General features: G+C 59.7%; 21 protein-coding genes and 3 tRNA genes. 11 read left to right on the top strand and 13 right to left on the bottom strand.

Features of this window, described 5'->3' with window-relative positions:
- Positions 1 to 50: 50 nt before the first annotated feature.
- From otnC to VC35_RS05950, 12 genes are all read right to left on the bottom strand, one after another.
- Complete coding sequence (gene otnC / locus VC35_RS05895; RefSeq protein WP_046038429.1) at positions 51 to 689, bottom strand: 3-oxo-tetronate 4-phosphate decarboxylase; 639 nt, start codon at positions 687 to 689, stop codon at positions 51 to 53.
- An 8-nt stretch (positions 690 to 697) separates the two neighbouring features.
- Positions 698 to 1,996, bottom strand: coding sequence for a 3-oxo-tetronate kinase (otnK, locus tag VC35_RS05900; protein WP_046038431.1), 1,299 nt, complete (start codon positions 1,994 to 1,996; stop codon positions 698 to 700).
- A 10-nt stretch (positions 1,997 to 2,006) separates the two neighbouring features.
- Complete coding sequence (ltnD, locus tag VC35_RS05905; protein WP_046038432.1) at positions 2,007 to 2,912, bottom strand: L-threonate dehydrogenase; 906 nt, start codon at positions 2,910 to 2,912, stop codon at positions 2,007 to 2,009.
- A 1,120-nt stretch (positions 2,913 to 4,032) separates the two neighbouring features.
- A complete protein-coding gene (locus VC35_RS29465) occupies positions 4,033 to 4,374 on the bottom strand; it encodes a hypothetical protein (RefSeq protein ID WP_185754745.1) in 342 nt (113 codons plus the stop codon).
- A gap of 170 nt (positions 4,375 to 4,544) precedes the next feature.
- Positions 4,545 to 4,631: transfer RNA gene (locus tag VC35_RS05915), tRNA-Leu, on the bottom strand.
- Positions 4,632 to 4,826: 195 nt separating this feature from the next.
- A tRNA-Cys gene (locus VC35_RS05920) sits at positions 4,827 to 4,900 on the bottom strand.
- Positions 4,901 to 4,946: 46 nt separating this feature from the next.
- Positions 4,947 to 5,022, bottom strand: a tRNA-Gly gene (locus VC35_RS05925).
- Positions 5,023 to 5,085: 63 nt separating this feature from the next.
- A complete protein-coding gene (gene pgsA / locus VC35_RS05930) occupies positions 5,086 to 5,646 on the bottom strand; it encodes a CDP-diacylglycerol--glycerol-3-phosphate 3-phosphatidyltransferase (protein ID WP_008051977.1) in 561 nt (186 codons plus the stop codon).
- 32 nt (positions 5,647 to 5,678) lie between these two features.
- A complete protein-coding gene (gene uvrC / locus VC35_RS05935) occupies positions 5,679 to 7,502 on the bottom strand; it encodes an excinuclease ABC subunit UvrC (RefSeq protein ID WP_046038435.1) in 1,824 nt (607 codons plus the stop codon).
- Positions 7,503 to 7,504: 2 nt separating this feature from the next.
- On the bottom strand, positions 7,505 to 8,146 hold the full coding sequence (gene gacA / locus VC35_RS05940) for a response regulator transcription factor GacA (protein ID WP_008015884.1): 642 nt from the start codon (positions 8,144 to 8,146) through the stop codon (positions 7,505 to 7,507).
- 97 nt (positions 8,147 to 8,243) lie between these two features.
- Complete coding sequence (locus tag VC35_RS05945; RefSeq protein WP_046038438.1) at positions 8,244 to 8,717, bottom strand: GNAT family N-acetyltransferase; 474 nt, start codon at positions 8,715 to 8,717, stop codon at positions 8,244 to 8,246.
- On the bottom strand, positions 8,717 to 9,475 hold the full coding sequence (locus VC35_RS05950; RefSeq protein ID WP_046038440.1) for a carbon-nitrogen hydrolase family protein: 759 nt from the start codon (positions 9,473 to 9,475) through the stop codon (positions 8,717 to 8,719). The genes VC35_RS05945 and VC35_RS05950 overlap by 1 nt, the downstream gene beginning before the upstream one ends.
- Before the next feature lie 159 nt (positions 9,476 to 9,634).
- Here VC35_RS05950 and VC35_RS29925 point away from each other — a divergent pair, with 159 nt between their 5' ends.
- Together VC35_RS29925 and VC35_RS05955 are read left to right on the top strand one after the other, a co-directional pair.
- Positions 9,635 to 9,763: a hypothetical protein gene (locus tag VC35_RS29925; protein WP_259674428.1), complete on the top strand. Its 129-nt coding sequence runs from the start codon at positions 9,635 to 9,637 to the stop codon at positions 9,761 to 9,763.
- A gap of 337 nt (positions 9,764 to 10,100) precedes the next feature.
- A complete protein-coding gene (locus VC35_RS05955) occupies positions 10,101 to 11,180 on the top strand; it encodes a 3-deoxy-7-phosphoheptulonate synthase (RefSeq protein ID WP_046038442.1) in 1,080 nt (359 codons plus the stop codon).
- Between the two features lie 57 nt (positions 11,181 to 11,237).
- Here VC35_RS05955 and VC35_RS05960 read toward each other — a convergent pair whose 3' ends face one another.
- Positions 11,238 to 12,302, bottom strand: coding sequence for a hypothetical protein (locus tag VC35_RS05960; protein ID WP_046038444.1), 1,065 nt, complete (start codon positions 12,300 to 12,302; stop codon positions 11,238 to 11,240).
- Between the two features lie 335 nt (positions 12,303 to 12,637).
- On the opposite strand from VC35_RS05960, the gene VC35_RS05965 reads away from it, so the two are divergent.
- The 9 genes from VC35_RS05965 to VC35_RS06005 all read left to right on the top strand — a co-directional run bounded on the left by VC35_RS05965 (position 12,638) and on the right by VC35_RS06005 (position 23,604).
- Positions 12,638 to 13,516: an esterase/lipase family protein gene (locus VC35_RS05965; RefSeq protein ID WP_046038589.1), complete on the top strand. Its 879-nt coding sequence runs from the start codon at positions 12,638 to 12,640 to the stop codon at positions 13,514 to 13,516.
- 107 nt (positions 13,517 to 13,623) lie between these two features.
- Positions 13,624 to 13,905, top strand: coding sequence for a peptidylprolyl isomerase (locus VC35_RS05970; protein WP_046038446.1), 282 nt, complete (start codon positions 13,624 to 13,626; stop codon positions 13,903 to 13,905).
- Between the two features lie 135 nt (positions 13,906 to 14,040).
- Positions 14,041 to 15,909 (top strand): extracellular solute-binding protein, encoded by a 1,869-nt coding sequence (locus VC35_RS05975; RefSeq protein ID WP_046038448.1) that lies wholly within the window; start codon positions 14,041 to 14,043, stop codon positions 15,907 to 15,909.
- Positions 15,909 to 16,970, top strand: a complete 1,062-nt coding sequence (locus VC35_RS05980) for a microcin C ABC transporter permease YejB (RefSeq protein ID WP_046038450.1) — start codon at positions 15,909 to 15,911, stop codon at positions 16,968 to 16,970. Before VC35_RS05975 ends, VC35_RS05980 begins: the two co-directional genes overlap by 1 nt.
- Positions 16,970 to 17,992, top strand: coding sequence for an ABC transporter permease (locus tag VC35_RS05985; protein ID WP_046038451.1), 1,023 nt, complete (start codon positions 16,970 to 16,972; stop codon positions 17,990 to 17,992). The genes VC35_RS05980 and VC35_RS05985 overlap by 1 nt, the downstream gene beginning before the upstream one ends.
- Positions 17,993 to 18,006: 14 nt before the next feature.
- Positions 18,007 to 19,584, top strand: coding sequence for an ABC transporter ATP-binding protein (locus tag VC35_RS05990; RefSeq protein WP_046038453.1), 1,578 nt, complete (start codon positions 18,007 to 18,009; stop codon positions 19,582 to 19,584).
- A 146-nt stretch (positions 19,585 to 19,730) separates the two neighbouring features.
- Complete coding sequence (locus tag VC35_RS05995; protein ID WP_046038454.1) at positions 19,731 to 21,137, top strand: sigma-54 interaction domain-containing protein; 1,407 nt, start codon at positions 19,731 to 19,733, stop codon at positions 21,135 to 21,137.
- A gap of 294 nt (positions 21,138 to 21,431) precedes the next feature.
- Positions 21,432 to 22,823 carry a GntP family permease gene (locus VC35_RS06000; protein WP_046038455.1) on the top strand — a complete coding sequence of 464 codons (1,392 nt, stop codon included), beginning with the start codon at positions 21,432 to 21,434 and terminating at the stop codon, positions 22,821 to 22,823.
- A gap of 7 nt (positions 22,824 to 22,830) precedes the next feature.
- Positions 22,831 to 23,604, top strand: coding sequence for a 3-hydroxybutyrate dehydrogenase (locus VC35_RS06005; RefSeq protein ID WP_046038456.1), 774 nt, complete (start codon positions 22,831 to 22,833; stop codon positions 23,602 to 23,604).
- Positions 23,605 to 23,719 lie beyond the last annotated feature (115 nt).

Below are 23,719 nucleotides of genomic sequence, written 5' to 3' on the forward strand. Positions count from 1 at the left end.
GTTTCCCGGGTAGTGCCTGTGTTATCGATCTGTCGTGTTAAGGCAATGCGTTACCAGTGCGCACCAAAGGTTGCTCGCAGTTCGTCCAGCGCCACCTGATCGAGCGGTTCCGGCTTGGGATTACTCATCAGCCACAGCCGCGCGGTTTCCTCGAGCTCTTCCAGGGCGTAGCTGGCCCTGGAGACCGAACTCTCCCAGACCACCGGCCCCAGCCGTTCGAGCATCACGCCGCGAACGCTGTTGGCCAGCAGCGCGACCTGTTCGGCAACCTTCGGCGAACCGGGTCGCTGGTAGGCAATCAACGGGATATGCCCGACTTTCATGACCTGATACGGCGTCAGCGGCGGCAGAATGTCGTCCGTCTGCCAGACACCGGCCAGCGTCAAAGCCACCAGATGGGTGGAGTGGGTATGCACCACGCCGCCGACATTCGGGTTGCGGTCGTAGACCTGGCGATGCAACGCCAGGGTCTTTGAAGGCTTGTCACCGGACACCCATTCACCCGCCAGATTGACCTTGGCGATGGTTGCCGGATCGAGACGCCCGAGGCAGACATCCGTCGGCGTGATCAACCAGCCATCATCCAGGCGTGCGCTGATATTACCGGCGCTGCCGACGGTGTATCCGCGCTCGTAAAGGCTGCGGCCAACCTCACAGATTTCTTCGCGCAGGGCGTTCTCGTTGCTCATTGCGCAGCTCATTTTTCACCCCCGGCCTGGGCGAGTTGGTTCAAGGCTTTACTGAAGAAATCCCGGCCACCGAAGTTGCCCGATTTGAGTGCCAGCGCCAAAGGCTCCTCGGTACTGCTGACGGTCGCCGGAACACCCGGATCAATCTGCGCGCCGATCTGCAACAGCTGTACACCCAGGGCCTGAACCACAGCACCCGAGGTTTCTCCGCCGGCGATCACGAAACGGCGCACGCCACTCTGGCGCAAGCCCTGTGCAATTTCGCCAAAGGCGTTTTCCACCAGGCTACCGGCCTGCTCGACGCCCAGTTGCTGTTGCACCAGCTTGACCTCTTGCGGTGAGCTGGTGGCGTAGATCAATACGGTTTGCTCGTTATCACGGGCGAAGGCCAGGGCTTGCGCCACCACCGCTTCGCCCGCTGCCAAGGCCAACGGATCAATCCGCAAAGCCGGACGGCCGGCTTCGAGCCAGGCGGCCACTTGCCCATTGGTGGCGATCGAAGCACTACCGGCCAACACCGCTTCCCCGCCGGACACCGCCGGGAGTTTCGAGGCGTCGAGGTCGCGTAGCTTGCCGGCACGACGGAAGTTTTCCGGCAGGCCCAGGGCCAACCCCGAACCACCCGTCAACAACGGCAAATCGGCGCAGGCGCTACCCAGGGTGTACAGATCGCTGTCCGACAAGGCATCGGCGATGGCCATGCCGACACCTTGAGCCCTCAGCTCGGCGATTCGCGCCTGCACCTGCTCAGCGCCCTGGGCAATCGTGTCGTAGCGCAACAGGCCGACATTCAGGCGGGTCTGCGATTGCAGGACGCGCACCAGATTGGCATCGGTCATTGGCGTCAGCGGATGGTTCTGCATGCCCGACTCGCTGAGCAGTTGATCCTGCACAAACAGATGGCCGCGAAAGATCGTCCGGCCATTCTCCGGGAACGCCGGGCACGCAAGGGTAAAGTCGCTACCCAGTGCGGCCAGCAGTGCTTCGCTGACCTGGCCGATATTGCCGGCCGCGGTGGAGTCGAACGTCGAGCAATACTTGAAAAAAATCTGCTCGCAGCCTTGTTCACGCAGCCAGGCCAGCGCGGCGAGGGACTGCTCGACTGCTTCGGCGACCGGCGTAGTACGCGACTTCAGGGCAATGACAATCGCATCGGCATCAAGCCCGGCCGCAACTTCCGCGCTCGGGATACCAATGCTTTGCACGGTGCGCATACCGCCGCGTACCAGCATGTTGGCCAGGTCCGTGGCGCCGGTGAAATCGTCGGCGATGCAGCCCAGTAACGGGCGTGCGGTGGAGGTAGTCATGGGGTGTTCCTCAAACAGGCTCAGGCTTGGCAGTCGGCAATTCGATGCCAGGGAAAATCTTGATTACCGCCGAGTCGTCCTCACGGCCGAAGCCGGCACTGGATGCCTGCATGAACATCTGGTGAGCGGTGGCCGACAGCGGCAACGGGAATTTGCTGGCCCGGGCGGTATCCAGCACCAGGCCCAGGTCCTTGACGAAAATATCCACCGCGGACAACGGCGTGTAGTCCGCCTTGAGAATGTGCGGCACGCGGTTTTCGAACATCCAGGAATTACCGGCGCTGTGGGTGATCACCTCATACAGCGCATCGGCATCGACCCCTTCACGCAGGCCCAGCGCCATGGCTTCGGCAGAAGCGGCAATATGCACCCCGGCCAGCAGTTGATTGATGATCTTGACCTTCGAACCCAGGCCATGGACGTCACCCAGGCGATACACCTTACCGGCCATGCCAGCCAGGATCGACTCAGCCTTGGCGTAGGCGTCGGCCGGGCCCGAGGTCATCATGGTCATCTCGCCAGCGGCAGCCTTCGCCGCGCCACCGGAAATCGGTGCATCCAGATACAGCAGGCCCAGTGCGGCCAGGCGCTGGCCAAGATCCACGGCGTAGGTCGGAGCGACTGTAGCGCAGCCGATCACCAGGCTGCCCGGCCGCAGAGAGGCCACGGCTCCACCCTCACCAAACAATACGGTCTCGGTCTGCTCGGCGTTGACCACCACGGTAATGATCACGTCACACTCAGCGGCCATGTGCGACGGTGACAGGCAAGCCACACCGCCCTCCCCGGCGAACTGCTCCGTTACGACAGTGCGCACATCACAGGCATGCACATTAAAACCGCTGCGCAACAACGAGCGGGCAATGCCCAGCCCCATCGCGCCCAGACCGACTACACCGACATTTTTGTTATTCATGGGGTACTCCAGTGGAAAGCAGCGACTGCCGCCTGCGAGGCACAGGCGTTGGCCGCGTTGTGAATAGGGCTAGACAGAATCAGCACCGTGCGGACCAACCAGCTGAGGGACGTTGTGATACAGGACGTGAGTCGAGTTCTCATTGAACATCAAGGCCATCCTGTTTTTGTCGTGTTATCAGGTTGTCATACCGGCTGGTACAGATCATCTACCAGTGATCTGATTATGTGAAGTATTTTTTATTAATAACATTTTTTAACATCGGTTTGTCACGCAGGAACGAGATACGGCCTCCCTACGGATTACAAGCGGCCAAAAGCACTCGGGGTGCAAAGAGAGGCTCGCCCTGAGTGATGTGGGACTGGCTCGAAAGACTGGGCACTGGATTAGATCGACGTGCCTGGTGGTCATGGAACCGGGCAGCCGATGACCACTGGAGTGCACAGGAACAGGTTTGATGTCGCGAGGGAGGCAGTCGTTAGCGAATTGCGGAAAGGATTTTTTGATTGCGGAAAAAACTAAGGGCCTGCATGAGGTATCTCACACAAGCCCTTGATATTCATGGTGCCAAAGTCGGAATCGAACCAGCACGCCCTTACGAGCGGGGGATTTTAAGTCCATTCGATATCTTCATATAATTCAATAGCTTAGACGAATATTCCTGCCTCAATTCTTTCCGAGGCACGCCGCCACAAGCCTTATACCCAGTGGTTTGAGATTTTTTGCGGCATCTTCTCGGGGTCGTATCGAGATATGGCAAAAATTAGGACATACGTTCTGTAACACGATGAATTACAGGGTGATTTTCAGGTTCTTACTTTCTGGTCATCCACCGTCTGGCTAGATGTCTACTTCAGCGCCAAGTCCAGGCCGGGGTCCATGACGCTCTATAATTTAGTGTAGGGGGACCGTCGGAGGTGGCGCTATGCGTATCTTCAAGCAGCTCCTGCTCCTTGTCGCGGGGCTTTTGGCAAGCAACCTCTCCCTGGAGGCAATCAGCGGTGGCAGCCCAGGTCAAAATCCTTACCCGGCTGTTCTGGTCAGTGGGCAGCCACAGCAATGCGGGCAATTCCACCATTCCCACACGGGCCCGTTTCATATGGGAAACCGGCATTTCGTATCAATGAACAACCGACATTTCGCACCAATGAACAACCGGCATTTCGTACCAATGAACAACCGACATTTCGTACCAATGAACAACCGGCATTTCGTACCAATGAACAACCAGCATTTCGTACCAATCAACAACCAGCATTTCGTACCAATCAACAACCAGCATTTCGTACCAATAGATAACCGGCATTTCGTACCAATGGATAACCGGCATTTCATACCGATCCACCGGATGGACAGCTTCAAGGTGATCAGAGGGCCCGGGGTCAGCGATCAGCCCTTCGGTTCCAGGCACGTTCACTTTGTGCGCCACTTCGATCCGCGGACGGGGCAGTTTCTGAGTCAACCGGCAACATCCGGGAGGTAATGGACCAGCTTGGTCACACCACCGTAGTGATGACTGAGCAATACATCCGCAACCGCAAAGGGAGGAAGGTGACGTCTACAAAATAGGAATTGCGGCAAGAAAAAACTAAGGGCCTGCATGAGGTATCTCACGCAAGCCCTTGATATTCATGGTGCCCGAAGCCGGAATCGAACCGGCACGCCCTTACGAGCGGGGGATTTTAAGTCCCATGCGTCTACCAGTTTCGCCATTCGGGCGGTAGCGCGGTGAAGCGTCCAGGTTTTGCCAGATAACGATCTGGCAGATCTGACGCTTGTGCAGCAGAGGTGGAAATATATACATCCCGCCCCGGTGAAGCAAGTTCGCAAATACCCTTTTCAAGACTAAATCTTGCAGGCTATTGCAAATAAAAAAGCTCCGTAAATCATAGATCTACGGAGCTTGTTTATTAGTGGAGGCCGAGGTCGGAATCGAACCGGCGTAGGCGGATTTGCAATCCGCTGCATAACCATTTTGCTACTCGGCCTCAAAACATTTGCTGTCAGTAGCGCGACATCAAATGCGTACAAACTTGGAGCGGGAAACGAGACTCGAACTCGCGACCCCGACCTTGGCAAGGTCGTGCTCTACCAACTGAGCTATTCCCGCGTCTTGGTGTGGCGCATTCTATAGAATCCAGAAGCCCCGTCAACCCCTTGATTCAAAAAAGTTTTATTTCTTTTCAACGTCGGTCTTCAGATGTGGCCAGGCAGCCCGCAGGTACTGGACCATCGACCACAAAGTCAGGCCGGCCGACACCATCAGCAAGGTGTAGCCCAGCAAGACCCAGAAACTGAAATCCTTGGGATTGGCCAGCAGGATCACCAGCGCCAGCATTTGCGCGGCGGTTTTCCATTTGCCCAGGTTCGATACGGCAACGTGGGCACGAGCGCCCAGTTCGGCCATCCATTCGCGCAGTGCCGAGACGACAATCTCGCGACCGATGATCACGGCAGCTGGCAGCGTGAGCCACAGGTTGCCGTGTTCCTGCACCAACAGGACCAATGCAACCGCTACCATCAGCTTGTCGGCAACCGGATCGAGGAAAGCCCCGAACGGTGTGCTTTGTTCCAGGCGGCGGGCCAGGTACCCGTCCAGCCAGTCGGTCGCGGCAGCGAATGCGAAGACCGAGGCGGAGGCCATGTAGCTCCACTGGTAAGGCAGGTAGAACAGCAAAATGAAGATCGGTATGAGCAGAACGCGTAGAACGGTAATCAGATTAGGGATATTCATCGGCACAACTGGCTACGAGGTGAGGGGGCATTCTACTCGCTGTGCAGATTTGCATAAATCAACTCTGCGAGCTTTTTACTGATCCCGGGGGCTTTGGCAATTTCTTCGATGCTTGCACGAGACAGCTCCTGCAATCCACCAAAATGTTTCAACAGATCACGCCGACGTGTGGGTCCGACGCCGGCGACGCCTTCCAGTGTAGACGTCCGACGGGTTTTTCCACGCCGGGCGCGGTGCCCGGTAATGGCAAACCGGTGGGCTTCGTCGCGAATCTGCTGGATCAGGTGCAGCGCGGGAGAATCGCCGCGCAACGTGAATTCATGTGCAGCGTCGTTCAGGTACAGGGTTTCGAAACCGGCCTTTCGCGTCGCGCCTTTTGCCACGCCCAGCAGAATCAGGTCAGGTACGGACAATTCATCGAGCACGTCGCGGGCCATGGACAACTGACCTTTACCGCCATCCACCAGCAGGATATCCGGCAGCTTGCCCTCCCCGTCCTTCAGTTTGCTGAAGCGTCGGGTCAGCGCCTGGTGCATCGCCGCGTAATCATCGCCGGGCGTAACGCCCTCGATGTTGTACCGGCGGTAATCGGCCTTGATCGGACCTTCGGGGCCGAAGACCACGCAGGACGCCACCGTCGCCTCGCCACTGGAGTGGCTGATGTCGTAGCACTCAAGGCGCTGCGGAGGCTCATCGAGCTTCAGCACCTCGGCCAGCGCATCGAAGCGCGCCGTAATGTGCTGACGATTCGCCAGGCGCGCACTCAGTGCCTGCTCGGCATTGGTCACCGCCAATTGCTGCCAGCGCGCCCGCGTACCCCGCACGCGATGGCTGATGGTCAGTTCACGACCGCGCAGCTCGTCGATGGCGGCGATCAGTGTGGGAAAGTCATCGTGGACCACATTGACGATCAGTTCGCTGGGCAAGTCGCGTTCAGGACTGCTGATGAAGTACTGACCGAGAAACGCGGCCATGACTTCAGAAACGTCTTCTTCAATACCGACCTGAGGGAAGAAGTTCTTGCTGCCCAGTACCCGCCCGCCCCGCACACTGATCAGGTGAACACAGGCGCCGCCCGGATTGACGAAGGCGGCAATCACGTCGACGTCCCCAGTCCCGCCTTCCATGCTCTGTTGATCCTGGACCCGGCGCAGTAACGCAATCTGGTCCCGCAACTCGGCTGCTCGCTCGAATTCGAGATTGATCGCCGCCTCTTCCATCCCGGCGGACAACTCGTCAGTCAGTGCATTGCTGCGCCCTTCAAGAAACATCACCGAATGGCGTACATCCTCGGCGTACACCTGGGGTTCCACCAGCCCGACACAGGGCGCCTTGCAGCGTTTGATCTGGTATTGCAGGCAAGGGCGCGTGCGGTTCTTGTAATAACTGTCTTCGCATTGGCGAACGAAAAACGTCTTTTGCAGCAGGCTCAGGCTTTCGCGGATCGCACCGGCGCTCGGGTAAGGCCCGAAGTATTTGCCTTTGGCCTTTTTCGCGCCGCGATGGATGCTCAGGCGCGGAAACTCTCCGTCGGAGAGAAAGACGTAGGGGTAGGATTTATCGTCGCGCAGCAGGATGTTGTAGGGCGGGCGCCATTCCTTGATCAGCGTCTGCTCAAGCAGCAAGGCTTCAGTTTCGTTGGCGGTGATCGTCGTCTCGACCTGGGCGATACGCGCTACCAGCGCGGCGGTCTTGGGGGCAAGCCCGGTCTTGCGAAAGTAACTCGACAGGCGATTCTTGAGGTTCTTCGCCTTGCCGACGTAGAGCAACCGCGCTTCGCTGTCGAACATGCGGTACACGCCGGGGCGCCCGCTAACGGTCGACAGAAAGGCGCTAGGATCAAAGGTGTCGTTCATTTTCAGAGGCTGGCGTCGACCATGCCATGACGAACCGCCAACAGCGTCAACTCGACATCACTGCTGATCGAAAGCTTTTCGAAGATGCGGTAACGGTAGGTGTTCACGGTTTTCGGGGACAGGCACAATTTGTCGGAAATGATCTGCACTTTCTGGCAGCCAACGATCATCAGCGCGATCTGGATTTCCCGTTCCGACAAGGCATCGAAAGGCGAATCGTTGGTGGGCTGGAAGGACTTGATCGCCAGTTGCTGGGCAATTTGCGGGCTGATGTAGCGTTGCCCGGCAAACACCAGGCGGATGGCCTGGACCATTTCCGGCAAACCTGCCCCCTTGGTCAGGTACCCGGCCGCACCGGCCTGCAACAGCCGAGTAGGAAACGGGTCCTCTTCACACACGGTCACCGCGACGACCTTGATATCCGGATGACTGCGCAATAATTTGCGAGTGGCTTCAAGACCGCCGATACCCGGCATCTTGACGTCCATCAGCACCACATCGGGTTTCAGCTCACGCGCCTTGAGCAGGGATTCCTCACCCGACTCGGCCTGGCCGACTACTTGCAGGCCATCGATGTCAGCCAGCATTCGTGTAATGCCTGTACGAACGAGATCATGGTCATCGACTACTAGCACCCTAATCAAGCAGACACCTCGCGATATGGTCTTATTGGTTTGCCAGACACCTTAGCAAAAAGCATCTGGCAGACCTAGCGGAAAGCGTCAGATTAAAAGTTTCAATTCATCTTGAAAGGCTTGTCGCAAGCGTGTCGCAGCAATCCAGGCCGGGGATATCCAGTTGCATCCTCAGGAAACATTCGTCCTTGCCCACCACCCTTAATCCCTTGAGCTCGTACAACGCTTGCGCCGGGTTGTTTTCGAAAACCGTCAGGCGTAACGCCGAGCGCCGTTCCTGGCGCGCCAGAGCCAATACCTGATCGATCGCCCAGGATCCGGCGCCCTGCCCACGAAACGCTTCGACGATATGCAATTCGCGGATATACAAGGCTCTGGCATCACGGCTCAGGCTGACATAACCCAGCACTTTGTCGCCCCATGCAATCACGCGGTTGTCGCGCCCGGCCCAGGCCACGTCAAACGCTTCGTCCTGCCACAACAGGTCATGCTCAATGTAGTAGCGCAGCATGCCTCTACAGGTCAGTTCGCGGGCGAATTCGAGGTCATCCGGTGTTGCCGGACGCCATTGGCGTTCCATCATTCCAGTTCCACCGCCAATACCTCCCCGGTCCAGCCCGCGGGATTGCGCCGGGCAACCACCATCAGGTTGCCAGTACCGGAGGCGGCCGCAATCAGCGAACCGTCCGACGCCCACACTGCGCTACGTCCTGCCGACTCCCAACCACCCGTTGCACCGCCATGGTTGGCCATCAACACCACCATCGAATGGCCAGCGGCGTAGCCCTGCAACAAGGCGGTATCCGGGTCGTAGCCTTTTTCCGTGACCAGCACACCCGCAGCATATATGCCAGCGCCTTTCAGTGCGGCCAGGGCCGCATGATCGGCATGGTTGAAATCGGCGCACACGGACAACGCAATAGTATCCACGCCGATTGTCAGAGGCTCGCCTCCCGCTCCCGGCGCAAATACCACCTCCTCCCCCGGATGCAGATGTTGCTTGCTGTAGACCGCGAGAGAACCATCGGCGCCGAGTATCATCGCGCCAATCAGCACCGGCGATGTGTCCGTCAGCCGAATCGGCATGCCGACGACGGCCGTCACGCCGACCTCCTTGGCAAAATCACGCAGCGGTTGCAGTACGGCCGCGTCCGGCGCAACAGCCAATTGCGCCGCAAGCCCCCGTTCATATCCGGTCAGCGACAATTCAGGGAACACCAGCAATTGCACGCCCTGCTCCGCAGCCACCTGCAAGAAAAGTTGATGTCTGGCGATGTTGCCGGCGAGATCTCCGGCGATGGAGATCGATTGCGCGGCGGCGAGGGTCAGTGCCGTCATGATGCGTCCTTGTGACGATATGTTTGTTGAAGCGCAGAGTGTGTCACAACCTTCGGGGCACTCAGGCGATAGAAAGTGCCTTCGTTGGCCGATAGCATTTTCTGATTGAATCTGCGTACCGGCCTCTAGTAAGCTCGACCCATCCATCGGAGACAGACCATGTTCAACACCCTCTTACAGCTTCGTACCGCCAGCGCCCTGCGCTCGGTTGCGGCTGCCCGGGTGAACGACGGTTGTGCTCCGGTCAGTTTTTATTTTGGGTATTGGTTTAGCCACTGGCGCGCCTGATACCCACACGGCGCCCACTTTAAACGGGTCGCCACCAGAGAATTCTCAACCCCCGGTCGGCCTCCCGACCGGGGGTTTTGTTTTTTCAGCCCCAAGACTTTTAGCGACACACCAGACATTCAGAGGATTCAAAACATGAACTACGCCACTTATTACCGTTACGACAGTTTTACCGCCTGGCGATTTACCACCCTCCGCTCGGGACAGCCTGCCGCCTCCGATCGGTCACCCACAGGTGGCAAGCACACACACGCAGCCAATCCGGCCAATTGTCGAACACCCCAGTAGGGCCGAGCGCGCGGGCACGAACCCGCCACCAGCCCAGGAAGCCTTGAATATGAACTCGTCCGTCTCTGCACTGCCGCTGTCCACCTTGAGCCCTGCCAATGAAGCGCTGACCCTGCGCCTGCCCAGCTCATTGCATCTCAAACAGCAATTGCCCCTCAGCAACGCCCTGACCCGGCAAGTCACCGCCCACCGTCAGGCGGTTCGCGCGATCCTCAACGGCGAAGATTCCCGCTTGCTGGTCATCGTCGGCCCCTGCTCGATACACGATCCGAAATCAGCTCTCGAATACGCCGGCAACCTTGCCCGCCTCTCCGCCGAAGTCAGCGACGAAATGCTGCTGGTGATGCGCGCGTACGTCGAAAAACCCCGTACCACGGTTGGCTGGAAAGGCCTTGCCTACGACCCGCACCTCGATGGCAGCGATGACATGGCCGCCGGCCTGACGCTGTCCCGCGAACTGATGCGCGAAATGCTTCGCCTGGGTTTGCCCGTTGCCACTGAACTGTTGCAACCGATGGCGGCCGGCTACCTCGACGATCTGTTGAGCTGGGTGGCGATTGGCGCCCGGACCACGGAGTCGCAGATCCACCGGGAAATGGCCAGCGGCCTGGGCATGCCGGTAGGGTTCAAAAACGGGACTGACGGCGGTGTCGGCGTCGCCAGCGACGCCATGCGCTCCGCCGCCCATCCCCATCGCCATTTCGGTGTCGATAGCCAGGGACATCCGGCGATCATCCAAACCATGGGCAATGCGGACACCCACCTGGTATTGCGCGGCGGCCATCGCGGGCCGAACTACGACAGCGCCAGCATTGCCCAGGTGAACAGCGACCTGACCAGGCTCAGGATTCCGGCTCGAATCATGGTCGATTGCAGTCACGCCAACAGCGGCAAAGACCCGCTGCGCCAGCCAGCCGTGTTCCAGGAGGTACTTGAACAGCGTCTGCAAGGTGATCGTTCGCTGATCGGCATGATGATCGAGAGTCATTTATTCGAGGGCTGCCAGCCGTTGGGTTCGACACTACAATACGGTGTGTCGGTGACCGATGGTTGCCTCGGTTGGGCCGGGACAGAACAGTTGTTGCTTGAGGCGGCAGATCGGCTGCGAGCCTCAAACAACGCCCGATAATCAGCATCCTCCATGCGCCCTCCGGTCTTCATGCGAAGACTGGAGGGCAAATGACAATCAATGTCCCATCAGGGACTGCACCTGAACCAGTGTCACCCCCGATTGCTGGCGGGTACCGTCAAGGCGCTCGACTGAGCAGGAAACACGGATCGCGGAGTCTCGATGATCCCTCCAGAACGGGTAGGGAACGATGAACACCAACGGTTCGCCCGCGGTGTCCCGGGTTATTTCGCGGTCGTCACCGTGATTGAATTTCTCCCCGTCGCATGTCAGGTAGATCCGTTCTCCTTTTTCAGCGCTGGCGTTTTCGATGATGACGGTCACGCCATCCTGCGCATCTTGCAGATCCACCCAAGCTTCGTTGGCTTCCAGTACAGTGGGTGCTCGCAGTGGTCGCCGCTCCAGGATGCCAATCATCAGTGCCGTTACTTCAGAATAACGAGGACCCTGCCCTGCCTGCTTGACGCAATAGTCGACGGACACCGAGGAGCCCAGATTGAGCGTAATGCACTCCGGACTGACCCAAAACGACAGTTCGTCCCCCACAGCGAACGACTCGACCTTGAGTGCATCACTGAAACTTGCTTCGACCGAAACGCCCGCCCAGGTCAGTAGCACCAAGTCGCCCGCCGCCATGCGCGCATAGGGCTTGATCGTAACGATCGCCCCTTCCTTCACCCAATCCGGATCAAGCGTTCTGCCCACCGCATCGTTCACCGTCGCGGGCAACAGGTCCGATTGCACATCTCCGACACTCAGTTGCAACCTTTGGGAATGCACGGGCTCGGCCAATCGGGTGCTCGTGAGTGAGTAACCGATTTCCAGTGAACCACCCTCAAGCGCCGCGATATGTGCGCTACCTACGGCAAAGATTATGTCCTCGCCGACCCGGTCCTCACTGACAAAACGCGCCACCTGGTGATTGCAGGCGAGGCCATCGGCATCCAGCCCCGCCCAACTCAACAACAATTTGTCGCCGCAGGTCATGCCGGGATAAGGCAGGACCCTGATGACGGCTTTTTTGTCAGAGGGATTCAGAACGCCGTTTTGCGCCTGCTCAAGCATGGGAGGTGGTAATGGTTGCTGCGCGAGATTCAAGGTGTCGGGTTCATAAACAGTCATTCATTCGCTCCATTCCCTGGAATAAACGCCGGACAGCAGGCCGGCTCTTGAAGACTATTTAACCGCATGACGAACAGTCGTGATGTCGGCCTCTCACTCCGGCCCGCTCGGAAAATCGATACATGCAAAGTAGGTCTTTGATCAGCAGCAAGCTGATTGCCGCGAAAAGTCCTCGAACTATTCCGACAAAGGCTTCAGCCACTCTTGAGCATTCGCACTTGTTCTATTCCGTTTTCCGCAAATTTCGGCGGACTTTTCATACATCGCGCCAACCTCGAGTGTTTTAGAGTGAAGCGCCATGCAGTCCCAATGAACTTCTGCGTAAAGGTATGAACATGCAAAGGAATGCAAGCACTCGTTACCCAATACTGCTGGTCCACGGCCTTTTCGGTTTCGAAAAAATCGGCAAGTTCGAGCTCTTTCACGACGTCAGGCAGGCGCTGAGGAACGCCGGAGCCCGGGTGTTCGTCCCCCACTTGTCGGCCATCCATGACAACGAGATACGCGGAGACCAATTGCTCGCACAGATCGAGCGGGTACTGGAAGGAACCGGTGCACGCAAAGTCAACCTCATAGGCCATAGCCAGGGCGCACTGACCGCACGTTATGCCGCAGCGATTGCGCCACACAGCGTGGCGTCGGTCACCTCCGTCAGCGGGCCGAACCATGGTTCGGAACTGGCCGATTTCCTGCGCAAGGCATTGACGCCGGGCTGCCTGCCGGAACATGTGGCCGAGACGGTGGTGACCCTGTTCGCCGACTTCCTCGCGACCTTGAGCGACAATCGGTATCAACCGCGAAACGCCATTGCCGCCCTCAATGCGCTGACCACCGAAGGCGTAGGCGCATTCAACGACAAATACCCGCAAGGACTGCCCACCACCTGGGGCGGCAAGGGCTGCGAACAGGTCAACGGTGTTCGTTACTACTCGTGGGGTGGCGTGCTGGCGTCGAATGTTCTCGAAGAAGGGCTCTACGCGCTCGATCCGCTCAACGCCTTTTGCCGGGCCCTTTCCGGTTACTTCGTCACGGAAAGCGAGAACGACGGTCTGGTCGGTCGCTTCAGTTCCCACCTGGGCACGGTTATCCGGTCCGACTATGCGCTGGATCATCTGGACTCCATTGGCCAGCCGACCGGCCAGCTGCGCACAGGTGTCGACCCGATTGATCTGTATGTCCAGCATGCCAGGCGTTTGAGGGACGCCGGCCTTTGAGGTGCCACCTGCCGTGGATCCCGCGCGGAACGGAACTTTGAGGAGAAATCGCTCACTGAATCCGGTAGGCTCAGCACTTTATCGAGTATTGAAAGGAGTATTTCCCCATGGCTAAAGCCACTGCCCGTCACATCCTTGTTGCCTCCGAAGCCAAGTGCAACGAACTCAAGGCCCAAATCGAGGCTGGCGCCGATTTCGCCGAAGTTGCCAAGGCAAACTCCACTTGCCCATCCAGCCGTCAGGGCGGTGACCTGGGTTCGTTCGGTCCGGGCCAGATGGTCAAGGAATTCGACACCGTGGTCTTCAGCGCACCGATCAATGTGGTCCAGGGCCCGGTCAAGACCCAGTTCGGTTTCCACCTGTTGGAAGTGACCAGCCGTCAGGACTGATCGACGCCTGAGCTATTCACACGACGGCCCGCCTATTGGTGGGCCGTTGTGTTTGTGACGCGCAATACGGCTGGCGAGGGACGCGCCGCTAGCGTACAAATTGTCGTTAACGACCACCCGGCTCTAAGGCTGACAATGCGACTGGCTTTCCCTACCTTGCTGTTCACGGCCGCGGCCCTGCTGATGGGTGTCTCGGGTGTGAATGCGGCACCGCAACCGGCAATGACCGTGTACGGCGAACCGGCGAAATACCCTGCTGGCTTCAGTCATTTTGCCTACACCAACCCGCAGGCTCCCAAGGGTGGCACGATGCGGCGCTCGGCGATCGAAATCGGTCAGTTCGACCATGTCTTGCCTTACATCGACAAAGGCATCGGCGTTACACAGATAGACGGCTTGCTCTATTCGCCGCTGGCCCAGCGCTCGTTGGACGAGCCTTACACCGTGTACGGTCTGGTGGCTGAGAAGATGGAGCGCTCCGAGGACGGCCTGTCCCTGCGCTTTTACCTCAACCCCAAGGCGTGTTTTGCCGATGGCAAACCGATTACCGCCCAGGACGTGCGCTACACCTTCGACCTGCTGATGACCCAGGGCAGCCTGCGCTACCGTACCCAGTTCGCTGACGTCAAAAGCGTCGAAGTGGAATCGCCACTGACCATCCGTTTTGAATTCAAGAACAACGAAAATCGCACCCTGCCCCTGGATATCGCGACCTTGCCGGTGTTTCCCGAACACTGGTGGAAGAGCCGCGATTTCGCCGGTGGCGGCGGCTATGAAGCGCCCTTGGGCAGCGGCCCCTATAAAGTCGGCAAGATCGATTCGGGGCGCAGCATCACCTTCGAGCGCAATCCCGACTGGTGGGGCAAGGACCTGCCGGTCAGTCGTGGCCTGTACAACTTCGATCATTTCAGCATCGAGTACTTCGGCGATACCGACGTGGCGCGCCAGGTGTTGCGCGGCGGCGCCTTTGACTACAATCGCGAATTTTCCGCCACCGCTTACTCCATCGGCTACGAAAGCCCGGCCCTGAGCGATGGTCGCCTGCAAAAAGCCCACCTCGCCACCGAGGCACCGCAGCCGGCCCAGGGTTTTGTGTTCAATCTGCAAAAGCCCATGTTCCAGGATCGCCGCGTGCGTCAGGCACTGGTGATGCTGTGGGACTTCGAGTGGAGCAACCGGCAGATGATGCGTGATATGTACATCCGCCAGCAGAGCTTCTTCTCCAACACCGACCTCGCGGCCCGGCAATTGCCGGATGCCGGTGAGCTGGCGATTCTCGAACCGCTGCGCGGGCAGATTCCCGACGAAGTCTTCACCCAGGTGTTCGAGGCACCGAAGACCGACGGCAGTGGCGTGATTCGCGACAAGCAGCTGCAAGCCCTGGACTTGCTCGAACAGGCCGGCTGGAAACCCGATGGCGACCAACTGGTCAATGCCGACGGCGAGCCGCTGAGCTTCACCTTCCTGGTCAGCCAGAACGGCATGGACCGTCTGCTGCTGCCCTATAAACGCACGTTGAAACAGATCGGCATCGACCTGAACATCCGCCGCATCGACTCGTCCCAGTACGTCAATCGCCTGATGAGCCGCGACTACGACATGATCGTCACCGGCTACCCGGTCACCACCTCCCCGGGGGGCGAACTGGTCAATTACTTCGGTTCGGCGGCGGCCACTGACCCTGGTTCCAACAACTACATGGTGTTGAAGAACCCGGCGGTGGACACCCTGATCACCGGGCTGATCCGCGCCAATACCCAGGCTGACATGCTGCATTACGCCCATGCCCTGGACCGGGTGCTGCAATGGAATTACTACTGGATTCCCAACTATTACCCGCCGGGCACCTCGACGGTGTGGTGGAACCGCTTCGGTATCCCGAACGTGCAAGCGAGCAATGACGAAGCCATCGAGAGCTGGTGGGAGATGAGTACCACGCCATTGACCAACCAACAGATGACGGCCGAGCGTATCAGCCGAGGCAAACCCGGAGGGCCGCACTGATGTGGGCTTACATATTGCGGCGCCTGCTGCTGATCATTCCGACGCTGGTGATCATTCTCCTGGTCAACTTTGTCATCGTCCAGGCCGCGCCAGGCGGGCCGGTCGAACAGGCCATCGCGCACCTGCAAGGCATTGGCGGCGCCGCGGTTGGCGGCGGTTCCGGCGAAGCCATGAGCGGCAAGTCCCGGGCCAGTCGCGGGCTTGATCCGCAGCTGATCAAGGACATTGAAAAACAGTACGGCTTCGACAAACCGGCACACGAACGCCTCTGGCTGATGCTCACCAGCTACGCGCGCCTGGACTTCGGCAAGAGTTTCTTCCGCGGTGCCACCGTCACTGACCTGATCCTCGAAAAAATGCCCGTGACCATTTCCCTCGGACTCTGGGCGACGCTGATCACTTACCTGGTGTCGATTCCCCTGGGCATCCGCAAGGCGGTGCACCATGGCAGCCATTTCGACATCTGGAGCAGTACCGCGATCATCATCGGTTATGCCATGCCGGCGTTCCTGTTCGCGATGTTCCTGATCGTGGTCTTTGCCGGCGGCACTTCGCTGAACTGGTTTCCGGTTCGCGGGTTGGTCTCGGACAACTTCGAATCGCTGTCGACCCTTGGCAAGGTGGCCGACTACTTCTGGCACCTGGTGTTGCCGGTGACCTCGCTGGTGATCGGCGGCTTCGCCACACTGACCATCCTGACCAAGAACTCGTTCCTCAATGAGATCACCCGCCAGTACGTGGTCACTGCCCGGGCCAAGGGCTTGAGTGAGCGACGGGTGCTCTATGGACACGTGTTCCGCAACGCCATGCTGCTGGTGGTGTCGGGCATTCCCCAAGCGTTCATCAGCGTGTTTTTTGCCGGCTCCCTGCTGATCGAGGTGATCTTCTCCCTCGACGGCCTGGGTCGCATGAGCTACGAAGCGGCAGTATCCCGGGACTATCCGGTGGTGTTCGGCTCGCTGTTTATCTTCACCCTGTTCGGCCTTCTGATAAAACTGGTCGGCGACCTCTGCTACACCCTGGTCGACCCGCGTATCGACTTCGCCGCGAGGAACGCCTGATGCTCAAGCTTTCACCGCTGGCGCGTCGCCGCTTCGAGCGCTTCAAGAAAAACCGTCGGGGCTGGTGGTCGCTCTGGCTGTTTATCGGCCTGTTCCTGATGACCCTGGGCGGCGAACTGATCGCCAACGACAAACCGCTAGTGGTCAGCTATCAGGGCCAGTGGTACTTCCCGGTCTTCAAGCGCCACACCGAACAGGCGTTCGGCGGGCAACTGCCGTTCCAGGCCGACTACCGCAGCGACTACGTGCAGAAACTGATCAAGAAGGATGGCGGCTGGTTGCTGTTTCCACCGATTCCGTTCAGTGACGACACACCCAACTACGACCTGAACACACCTGCCCCAAGCCCGCCCTCCAGCGTCAACTGGCTGGGCACCGACGACCAGGCACGGGACGTTCTGGCCCGGGTGATCTTCGGGGCCCGGGTGTCAATCCTGTTTGCCTTGATGCTGACCTTTGTCAGTGCCCTGATCGGCATCGCTGCAGGAGCCCTGCAAGGCTATTACGGTGGCTGGGTGGATTTGCTCGGCCAGCGTCTGCTGGAGGTGTGGTCCGGGTTGCCGGTGCTGTACCTGCTGATCATCCTGTCGGGCTTCGTCGAGCCGAATTTCTGGTGGCTGCTGGGGATCATGGCGCTGTTTACCTGGCTGGCCCTGGTGGACGTGGTGCGCGCCGAGTTCCTGCGCGGGCGCAACCTGGAGTACGTCAAGGCCGCCCGCGCGTTGGGCCTGACCGACCGCAAGGTCATCGTGCGGCACATTCTGCCCAACGCCATGAACGCAACCTTGAGCTACCTGCCGTTCATTCTGACCGGGGCGATCTCCACCCTGACGGCACTGGACTTCCTCGGCTTCGGCATGCCTGCCGGTAGTGCGTCCCTGGGCGAACTTATTGGCCAGGGCAAGCAGAACCTGCAAGCGCCATGGCTGGGGCTGACGGCGTTCTTCACCCTGGCGTTGATTCTTTCTTTACTGGTGTTCATTGGCGAAGCCTTGCGCGACGCCTTTGATCCGCGCTCTTGATTCGGAATGTAGAGATGACCAACCTGATCGAAATCCGTGACCTCAGCGTGGCCTTCAGCGGCCAGACCGTAGTGCGCAATCTGTGCCTGGACATCCGCCCCGGCGAGTGCCTGGCGCTGGTGGGCGAATCAGGCTCGGGCAAGTCGGTGACGGCCCACTCGATCCTGCAACTGCTGCCGCAATCCGATACCGAGACGACGGGCAGCATCCGCTATCGCGGCCAGGAACTGGTGGGTGCCGATGCCGGCAAGTTGCGACAACTGCGCGGCAATCGCATCACGATGATTTTCCAGGAGCCGATGACTTCCCTCAACCCGCTGCACAGCATCGAAAAACAGATCGGTGAAACCTTGCTGGTGCACAAAGGCCTGGCGGGCAAGGCTGCGCAAGCGCGGATCCTCGAATTGCTGCACCTGGTGGGCATCCAGAAACCCGAGGAACGCCTCAAGGCCTACCCCCATCAGTTGTCCGGCGGGCAGCGCCAGCGGGTGATGATCGCCATGGCCCTGGCGTGCGAACCGGAGCTGCTGATTGCCGACGAACCGACCACCGCGCTGGATGTGACGGTGCAGCGCAAGATCCTGCTGCTGCTCAAATCCCTGCAACAGCGGTTGGGCATGTCACTGTTGCTGATCAGCCATGACCTCAATCTGGTGCGCAGCATCGCCCAGCGCGTGTGTGTGATGAAGGCCGGGGAAATCGTCGAACAGGCGCCTTGCGAAACACTCTTCACCGAGCCCAAGCACCCTTACAGCTGCGTATTGCTGCACGCCGAACCCGAGGGCGAAGCCTTGCCCCGGGACGAGCGCGAAAACGTACTGGAGGTGGACAACCTGCAGGTGCGGTTTCCCGTCGGGGGAGGCCTGTTCCAGCGCAAGACCTGGTTGCGTGCCGTCGATGGCATCAGCCTGAATATTCAGCGCGGCAAGACCCTGGGCATCGTTGGCGAGTCCGGCTCGGGCAAGTCCACGCTCGGCCAGGCGATCCTGCGCTTGCTCGACTCCGAAGGCGGCATCCGCTTTCAGGGCCAGGCCCTGGATGGCCTGACGCAAAAACAGCTACGGCCATGGCGCAAGAAAATGCAGGTGGTGTTCCAGGACCCTTTTGGCAGCCTCAGCCCGCGAATGTCGGTCGCGCAGATCATCAGCGAAGGCCTGGAAGTGCACAGCCAGTTGAGCACTGAAGAGTGCAATGCCGAAGTGATCCGGGCACTGACCGAAGTCGGCCTTGACCCCCAAAGTCGCCATCGCTATCCCCACGAATTTTCCGGCGGCCAGCGTCAGCGCATCGCCATCGCCCGGGCGCTGGTGCTGAAGCCAGCGCTGATCCTGCTCGACGAACCGACCTCGGCGCTGGACCGCACAGTGCAGAAACAAGTGGTTGCCCTGCTCCGCCAGCTTCAGGAAAAATACGGACTGACCTATCTGTTCATCAGCCATGACCTGGCAGTGGTCCGCGCCCTGGCCCACGACATGATCGTGATCAAGGACGGCAAAGTGGTGGAACGCGGCGCCAGCCACGAGGTGTTTGACTCACCACAGCATCCGTACACCAAGGAGCTGTTGGCGGCGGCGATGTTGGGGCAGGCATAATCCGTTGCATGAAGTTGGACCGAGGCGCGGCCATCGCGAGCAGGCTCGCTCCCACAGTTGATCTGTGTCGTTCACAAATCCCCTGTAGGAGCGAGCCTGCTCGCGAAGAGGCCGGCACAGGCAAAACATAATCAGGATCAGCCCCCATGAACACCACCGAAAGCCTCAAGGACTACCAGCGCGTTCGCCTGCTGGCGATCCGTTCGTTGTTCGAAATCATCGAGCAATCGAGTGAAGGCACGGTGATTGTCGACCGCGATGCCAACATCGTCTGGATGAATGAGCGCTACGCCCGGCGCTTCGGCCTGCAATCGGCCGAGGTCGCGATCGGCAAGCCCTGCGAAAGCGTGATCCCCGGCAGCCTGCTGCGTGAGGTGGTGCGCACCGGCCGACCGATTCTGCTGGATATGCAAGACACCTCTAAAGAGCCGCTGGTGGTCATGCGCCTGCCGATTCACGACGATGCCGGCGTGGTGATCGGCGCTATCGGGTTCGCCCTGTTCGACGAGTTGCGCAGCCTGTCGCCAATGCTCAAGCGCTACATGAACATGCAGGAAGAACTGGCCTCCACCCGCTCGCTGCTGCGGGCGCGGCAGACCAAATACAACTTCGCCCACTTCATCGGCACCAGCGCCGCCAGCCTGGAAGTCAAACGCCGCGCCCGACGCAGTGCAAGCACCGAATCGCCGGTGCTGCTGCTCGGCGAAACCGGCACCGGCAAGGAACTGCTGGCCCAGGCGATCCACAATGCCTCGCCCCGCGCGCACAAGGCATTCGTGAGCATCAACAGCGCGGCGATCCCTGAATCGTTGCTGGAAGCCGAGTTCTTCGGCACCGCCCCGGGTGCGTTTACCGGTGCCGACCGCAGGGGCCGCGCCGGCAAATTGCAGATCGCCCAAGGCGGCACACTGTTCTTGGACGAAATCGGCGACATGCCACTGCCCCTGCAAAGCAAACTGTTGCGGGTGTTGCAGGAAAAGGAATTCGAACCGGTGGGCTCCAACGAAGTGATCCAGAGCGATGTGCGAGTGATCGCCGCGACCTCAACGGACCTTGAGGCCGCGATCAAACGCGGCGAATTCCGTGCCGACTTGTACTACCGGCTCAACGTGCTGCCGATCCAGGTTCCGCCCCTGCGCGACCGCCTCGATGACGTGCCGGCGCTCAGTGAAGCGATTCTCGAAGAACTGCGCAGCCAGCATGAACTGCACCACGAAGCCCTGGAACTGTTGGGCCAACACGCCTGGCCGGGGAACATCCGGGAGCTACGCAATGTGCTGGAGCGGGCCGCGCTGCTCAGTGATGACTTGCGCCTGACGACCGCGGATATCCGCGCGGCGATTGGTACGTTCACGCCGGTGGAACGCGTGGCGCCATTGACCATCGAACCGCTTGCCCATGAAACGTTCAGTGCAGCGCGGGAGCGATTTGACCGGCAATTGATCGAAACCACCCTCGCGCAATGCGGGGGCAAGGTGGTTGATGCAGCGACGCGGCTGGGGCTGGGCCGGTCGACGTTGTACAAGAAGATGGTGGCGTTGGGGATTGCCTAATCTCCATAAAGAGACACATATCTCCATTGTTAGACAGACCATCGCGATCAGGCTCGCTCCTGCAAGAGACCACACTCTACTGATCAGCTCGGTCAACTGTAGGAGCGAGCCTGCTCGCGAAGAGGCCAGCACTGCCAAAGAAAGTCTCAAACTAGAGACAAAAACACCTGACCAGCTCACAGAACTTTAAATATATCCTTATATTTCAACAACTTAAGCATATGGCACAAAACTCGCTATACGCCTCTCCTACCAGGCTTCACCCAACAAAAATAACAACCCAGGAGACACACCATGAGTGTGATCATTGCCTTGGCAGCCCTCGCGCTGCTGATGCTGGCTGCCTACCGTGGCTACAGCGTTATCCTTTTTGCCCCGATTGCCGCCCTCGGCGCTGTCCTGCTGACTGACCCGTCTGCCGTCGCCCCCGCTTTCACCGGGGTGTTCATGGAAAAAATGGTCGGTTTCATCAAGCTGTATTTCCCGGTATTCCTGCTCGGCGCGGTGTTCGGCAAGCTGATCGAACTGTCCGGTTTCTCGCGCTCCATCGTCGCGGCAGCGATTCGCCTGCTCGGCACCCGCCAGGCGATGCTGGTGATCGTGCTGGTCTGCGCCCTGCTGACCTACGGCGGCGTATCGTTGTTTGTGGTGGTGTTCGCGGTCTATCCGTTTGCCGCTGAAATGTTCCGCCAGAGCAACATCCCCAAGCGGCTGATCCCGGCGACCATTGCCCTGGGCGCCTTCTCGTTCACCATGGACGCCCTGCCCGGCACCCCGCAGATCCAGAACATCATCCCCAGCACCTTCTTCAACACCACCGCCTGGGCGGCGCCGTGGCTGGGTGTGATCGGCACGATCTTCGTGTTCTGCGCCGGCATGCTGTTTCTCCAGCGCCAGCGCAACAGGGCTCAGCGCTCCGGTGAAGGCTATGGTTCGGACCTGCGCAACGAACCGGAAACCGCCGCCGACCTCAAGCTGCCCAACCCGTGGCTGGCGCTCTCGCCGCTGCTGGCGGTGGGCATCATGAACCTTTTGTTCACTCACTGGATTCCCCAGGTATACGGCAAGACCCACAGCCTCGCGCTGCCGGGCATGGTCGCTCCGGTGACCACGGACATCGCCAAACTCACGGCGATCTGGGCCGTACAGGCTGCGCTGTTGGTAGGCATCCTCATGGTGCTGGCGTTCGGCTACAAGGCGATCAGCCGCAAGCTGGCCGAAGGCAGTAAAAGTGCGGTCAGCGGTGCGCTGCTGGCGGCGATGAACACCGCTTCGGAATATGGTTTCGGTGCCGTGATCGCGTCCTTGCCGGGCTTTCTGGTGCTGGCCGACTGGCTCAAGAGCATTCCCAACCCACTGGTCAACGAAGCGATTACCGTGACCCTGCTGGCCGGCATTACCGGCTCCGCCTCGGGCGGCATGAGCATCGCGCTGGCGGCAATGTCCGAGCAGTTCATCAGCGCCGCCCATGCGGCGAACATTCCCCTGGAAGTGCTGCACCGGGTCGCTGCGATGGCCAGCGGCGGCATGGACACCCTGCCGCACAACGGCGCGGTGATTACCCTGCTGGCGGTCACCGGGTTGACCCACCGCGAGGCTTACAAAGACATTTTCTGTATTACGCTGATCAAGACCCTGGCGGTTTTCGTGGTGATCGGCACCTTCTACGCCACTGGCATTGTGTGAGGTATTCATGACGACTCTTTCCGGCAAGACCGCACTGGTCACCGGCTCCACCAGCGGCATCGGTCTGGGGATCGCCCTCAGCCTGGCCAAGGCCGGGGCCGACCTGATCCTCAACGGCTTTGGCGATGCCTCCCAAGTGATCACCCAAGTGCAACAGTTCGGCGGCAAGGTCGGCCATCACCCGGCCGATGTCAGCGATCCGGCACAAATTGCCGACATGATCGCCTACGCCGAGCGCGAGTTCGGTGGCGTCGACATTCTGGTCAACAACGCAGGCATTCAACACGTTGCAGCGGTGGATGAGTTCCCGGTGGAGCGCTGGGACTCGATCATCGCCATCAACCTGTCGTCGGTGTTCCACAGCACCCGCTTGAGCTTGCCGGGCATGCGCGCCAAGGGCTGGGGCCGGGTGATCAACATTGCCTCGGTGCATGGTCTGGTCGGTTCGGTGGGCAAGTCAGCCTATGTCGCCGCCAAGCACGGGGTGATCGGCTTGACCAAAGTGGTCGCGCTGGAAACCGCGACCACCCAGGTCACCTGCAACGCAATTTGCCCAGGCTGGGTATTGACGCCGCTGGTGCAGAAGCAGATTGATGATCGTGCCGCCAACGGGGTTGACCCGCAGCAGGCGCAACATGATTTGCTCGCGGAAAAGCAGCCATCGCTGGAATTCGTGACACCGCCGCAGCTGGGTGAACTGGTGTTGTTCCTGTGCAGCGAAGCCGGCAGCCAGGTGCGGGGTGCGGCGTGGAATGTTGATGGTGGGTGGTTGGCGCAGTGACTGTCGTTTGCTTTTGTGGCGAGGGAGCTTGCTCCCGCTGGGTGGCGAAGCCGCCCCATAAGTCTCACAGACAAAAACCGGTTGTCTGGATTTGCGACTGCTACGCAGCCGAGCG

Source organism: Pseudomonas fluorescens (assembly GCF_000967965.1).
GTDB classification, from domain to species: Bacteria; Pseudomonadota; Gammaproteobacteria; order Pseudomonadales; family Pseudomonadaceae; genus Aquipseudomonas; species Aquipseudomonas grandcourensis.

Bases quoted from the DNA above. Each gene is read 5' to 3' on its own strand.
- VC35_RS05975 (WP_046038448.1), top strand. From the start codon at position 14,041: ATGCGACTGGCTTTCCCTACCTTGCTGTTCACGGCCGCGGCCCTGCTG.
- VC35_RS05970 (WP_046038446.1), top strand. From the start codon at position 13,624: ATGGCTAAAGCCACTGCCCGTCACATCCTTGTTGCCTCCGAAGCCAAG.
- VC35_RS05995 (WP_046038454.1), top strand. From the start codon at position 19,731: ATGAACACCACCGAAAGCCTCAAGGACTACCAGCGCGTTCGCCTGCTG.
- VC35_RS05985 (WP_046038451.1), top strand. From the start codon at position 16,970: ATGCTCAAGCTTTCACCGCTGGCGCGTCGCCGCTTCGAGCGCTTCAAG.
- ltnD (WP_046038432.1), bottom strand. From the start codon at position 2,912: ATGAATAACAAAAATGTCGGTGTAGTCGGTCTGGGCGCGATGGGGCTG.
- VC35_RS06005 (WP_046038456.1), top strand. From the start codon at position 22,831: ATGACGACTCTTTCCGGCAAGACCGCACTGGTCACCGGCTCCACCAGC.
- VC35_RS05960 (WP_046038444.1), bottom strand. From the start codon at position 12,302: ATGACTGTTTATGAACCCGACACCTTGAATCTCGCGCAGCAACCATTA.
- uvrC (WP_046038435.1), bottom strand. From the start codon at position 7,502: ATGAACGACACCTTTGATCCTAGCGCCTTTCTGTCGACCGTTAGCGGG.
- VC35_RS05950 (WP_046038440.1), bottom strand. From the start codon at position 9,475: ATGACGGCACTGACCCTCGCCGCCGCGCAATCGATCTCCATCGCCGGA.
- otnC (WP_046038429.1), bottom strand. From the start codon at position 689: ATGAGCAACGAGAACGCCCTGCGCGAAGAAATCTGTGAGGTTGGCCGC.
- VC35_RS05990 (WP_046038453.1), top strand. From the start codon at position 18,007: ATGACCAACCTGATCGAAATCCGTGACCTCAGCGTGGCCTTCAGCGGC.
- VC35_RS29925 (WP_259674428.1), top strand. From the start codon at position 9,635: ATGTTCAACACCCTCTTACAGCTTCGTACCGCCAGCGCCCTGCGCTCG.
- VC35_RS06000 (WP_046038455.1), top strand. From the start codon at position 21,432: ATGAGTGTGATCATTGCCTTGGCAGCCCTCGCGCTGCTGATGCTGGCT.
- otnK (WP_046038431.1), bottom strand. From the start codon at position 1,996: ATGACTACCTCCACCGCACGCCCGTTACTGGGCTGCATCGCCGACGAT.
- VC35_RS05955 (WP_046038442.1), top strand. From the start codon at position 10,101: ATGAACTCGTCCGTCTCTGCACTGCCGCTGTCCACCTTGAGCCCTGCC.
- pgsA (WP_008051977.1), bottom strand. From the start codon at position 5,646: ATGAATATCCCTAATCTGATTACCGTTCTACGCGTTCTGCTCATACCG.
- VC35_RS05980 (WP_046038450.1), top strand. From the start codon at position 15,909: ATGTGGGCTTACATATTGCGGCGCCTGCTGCTGATCATTCCGACGCTG.
- VC35_RS05965 (WP_046038589.1), top strand. From the start codon at position 12,638: ATGCAAAGGAATGCAAGCACTCGTTACCCAATACTGCTGGTCCACGGC.
- VC35_RS05945 (WP_046038438.1), bottom strand. From the start codon at position 8,717: ATGGAACGCCAATGGCGTCCGGCAACACCGGATGACCTCGAATTCGCC.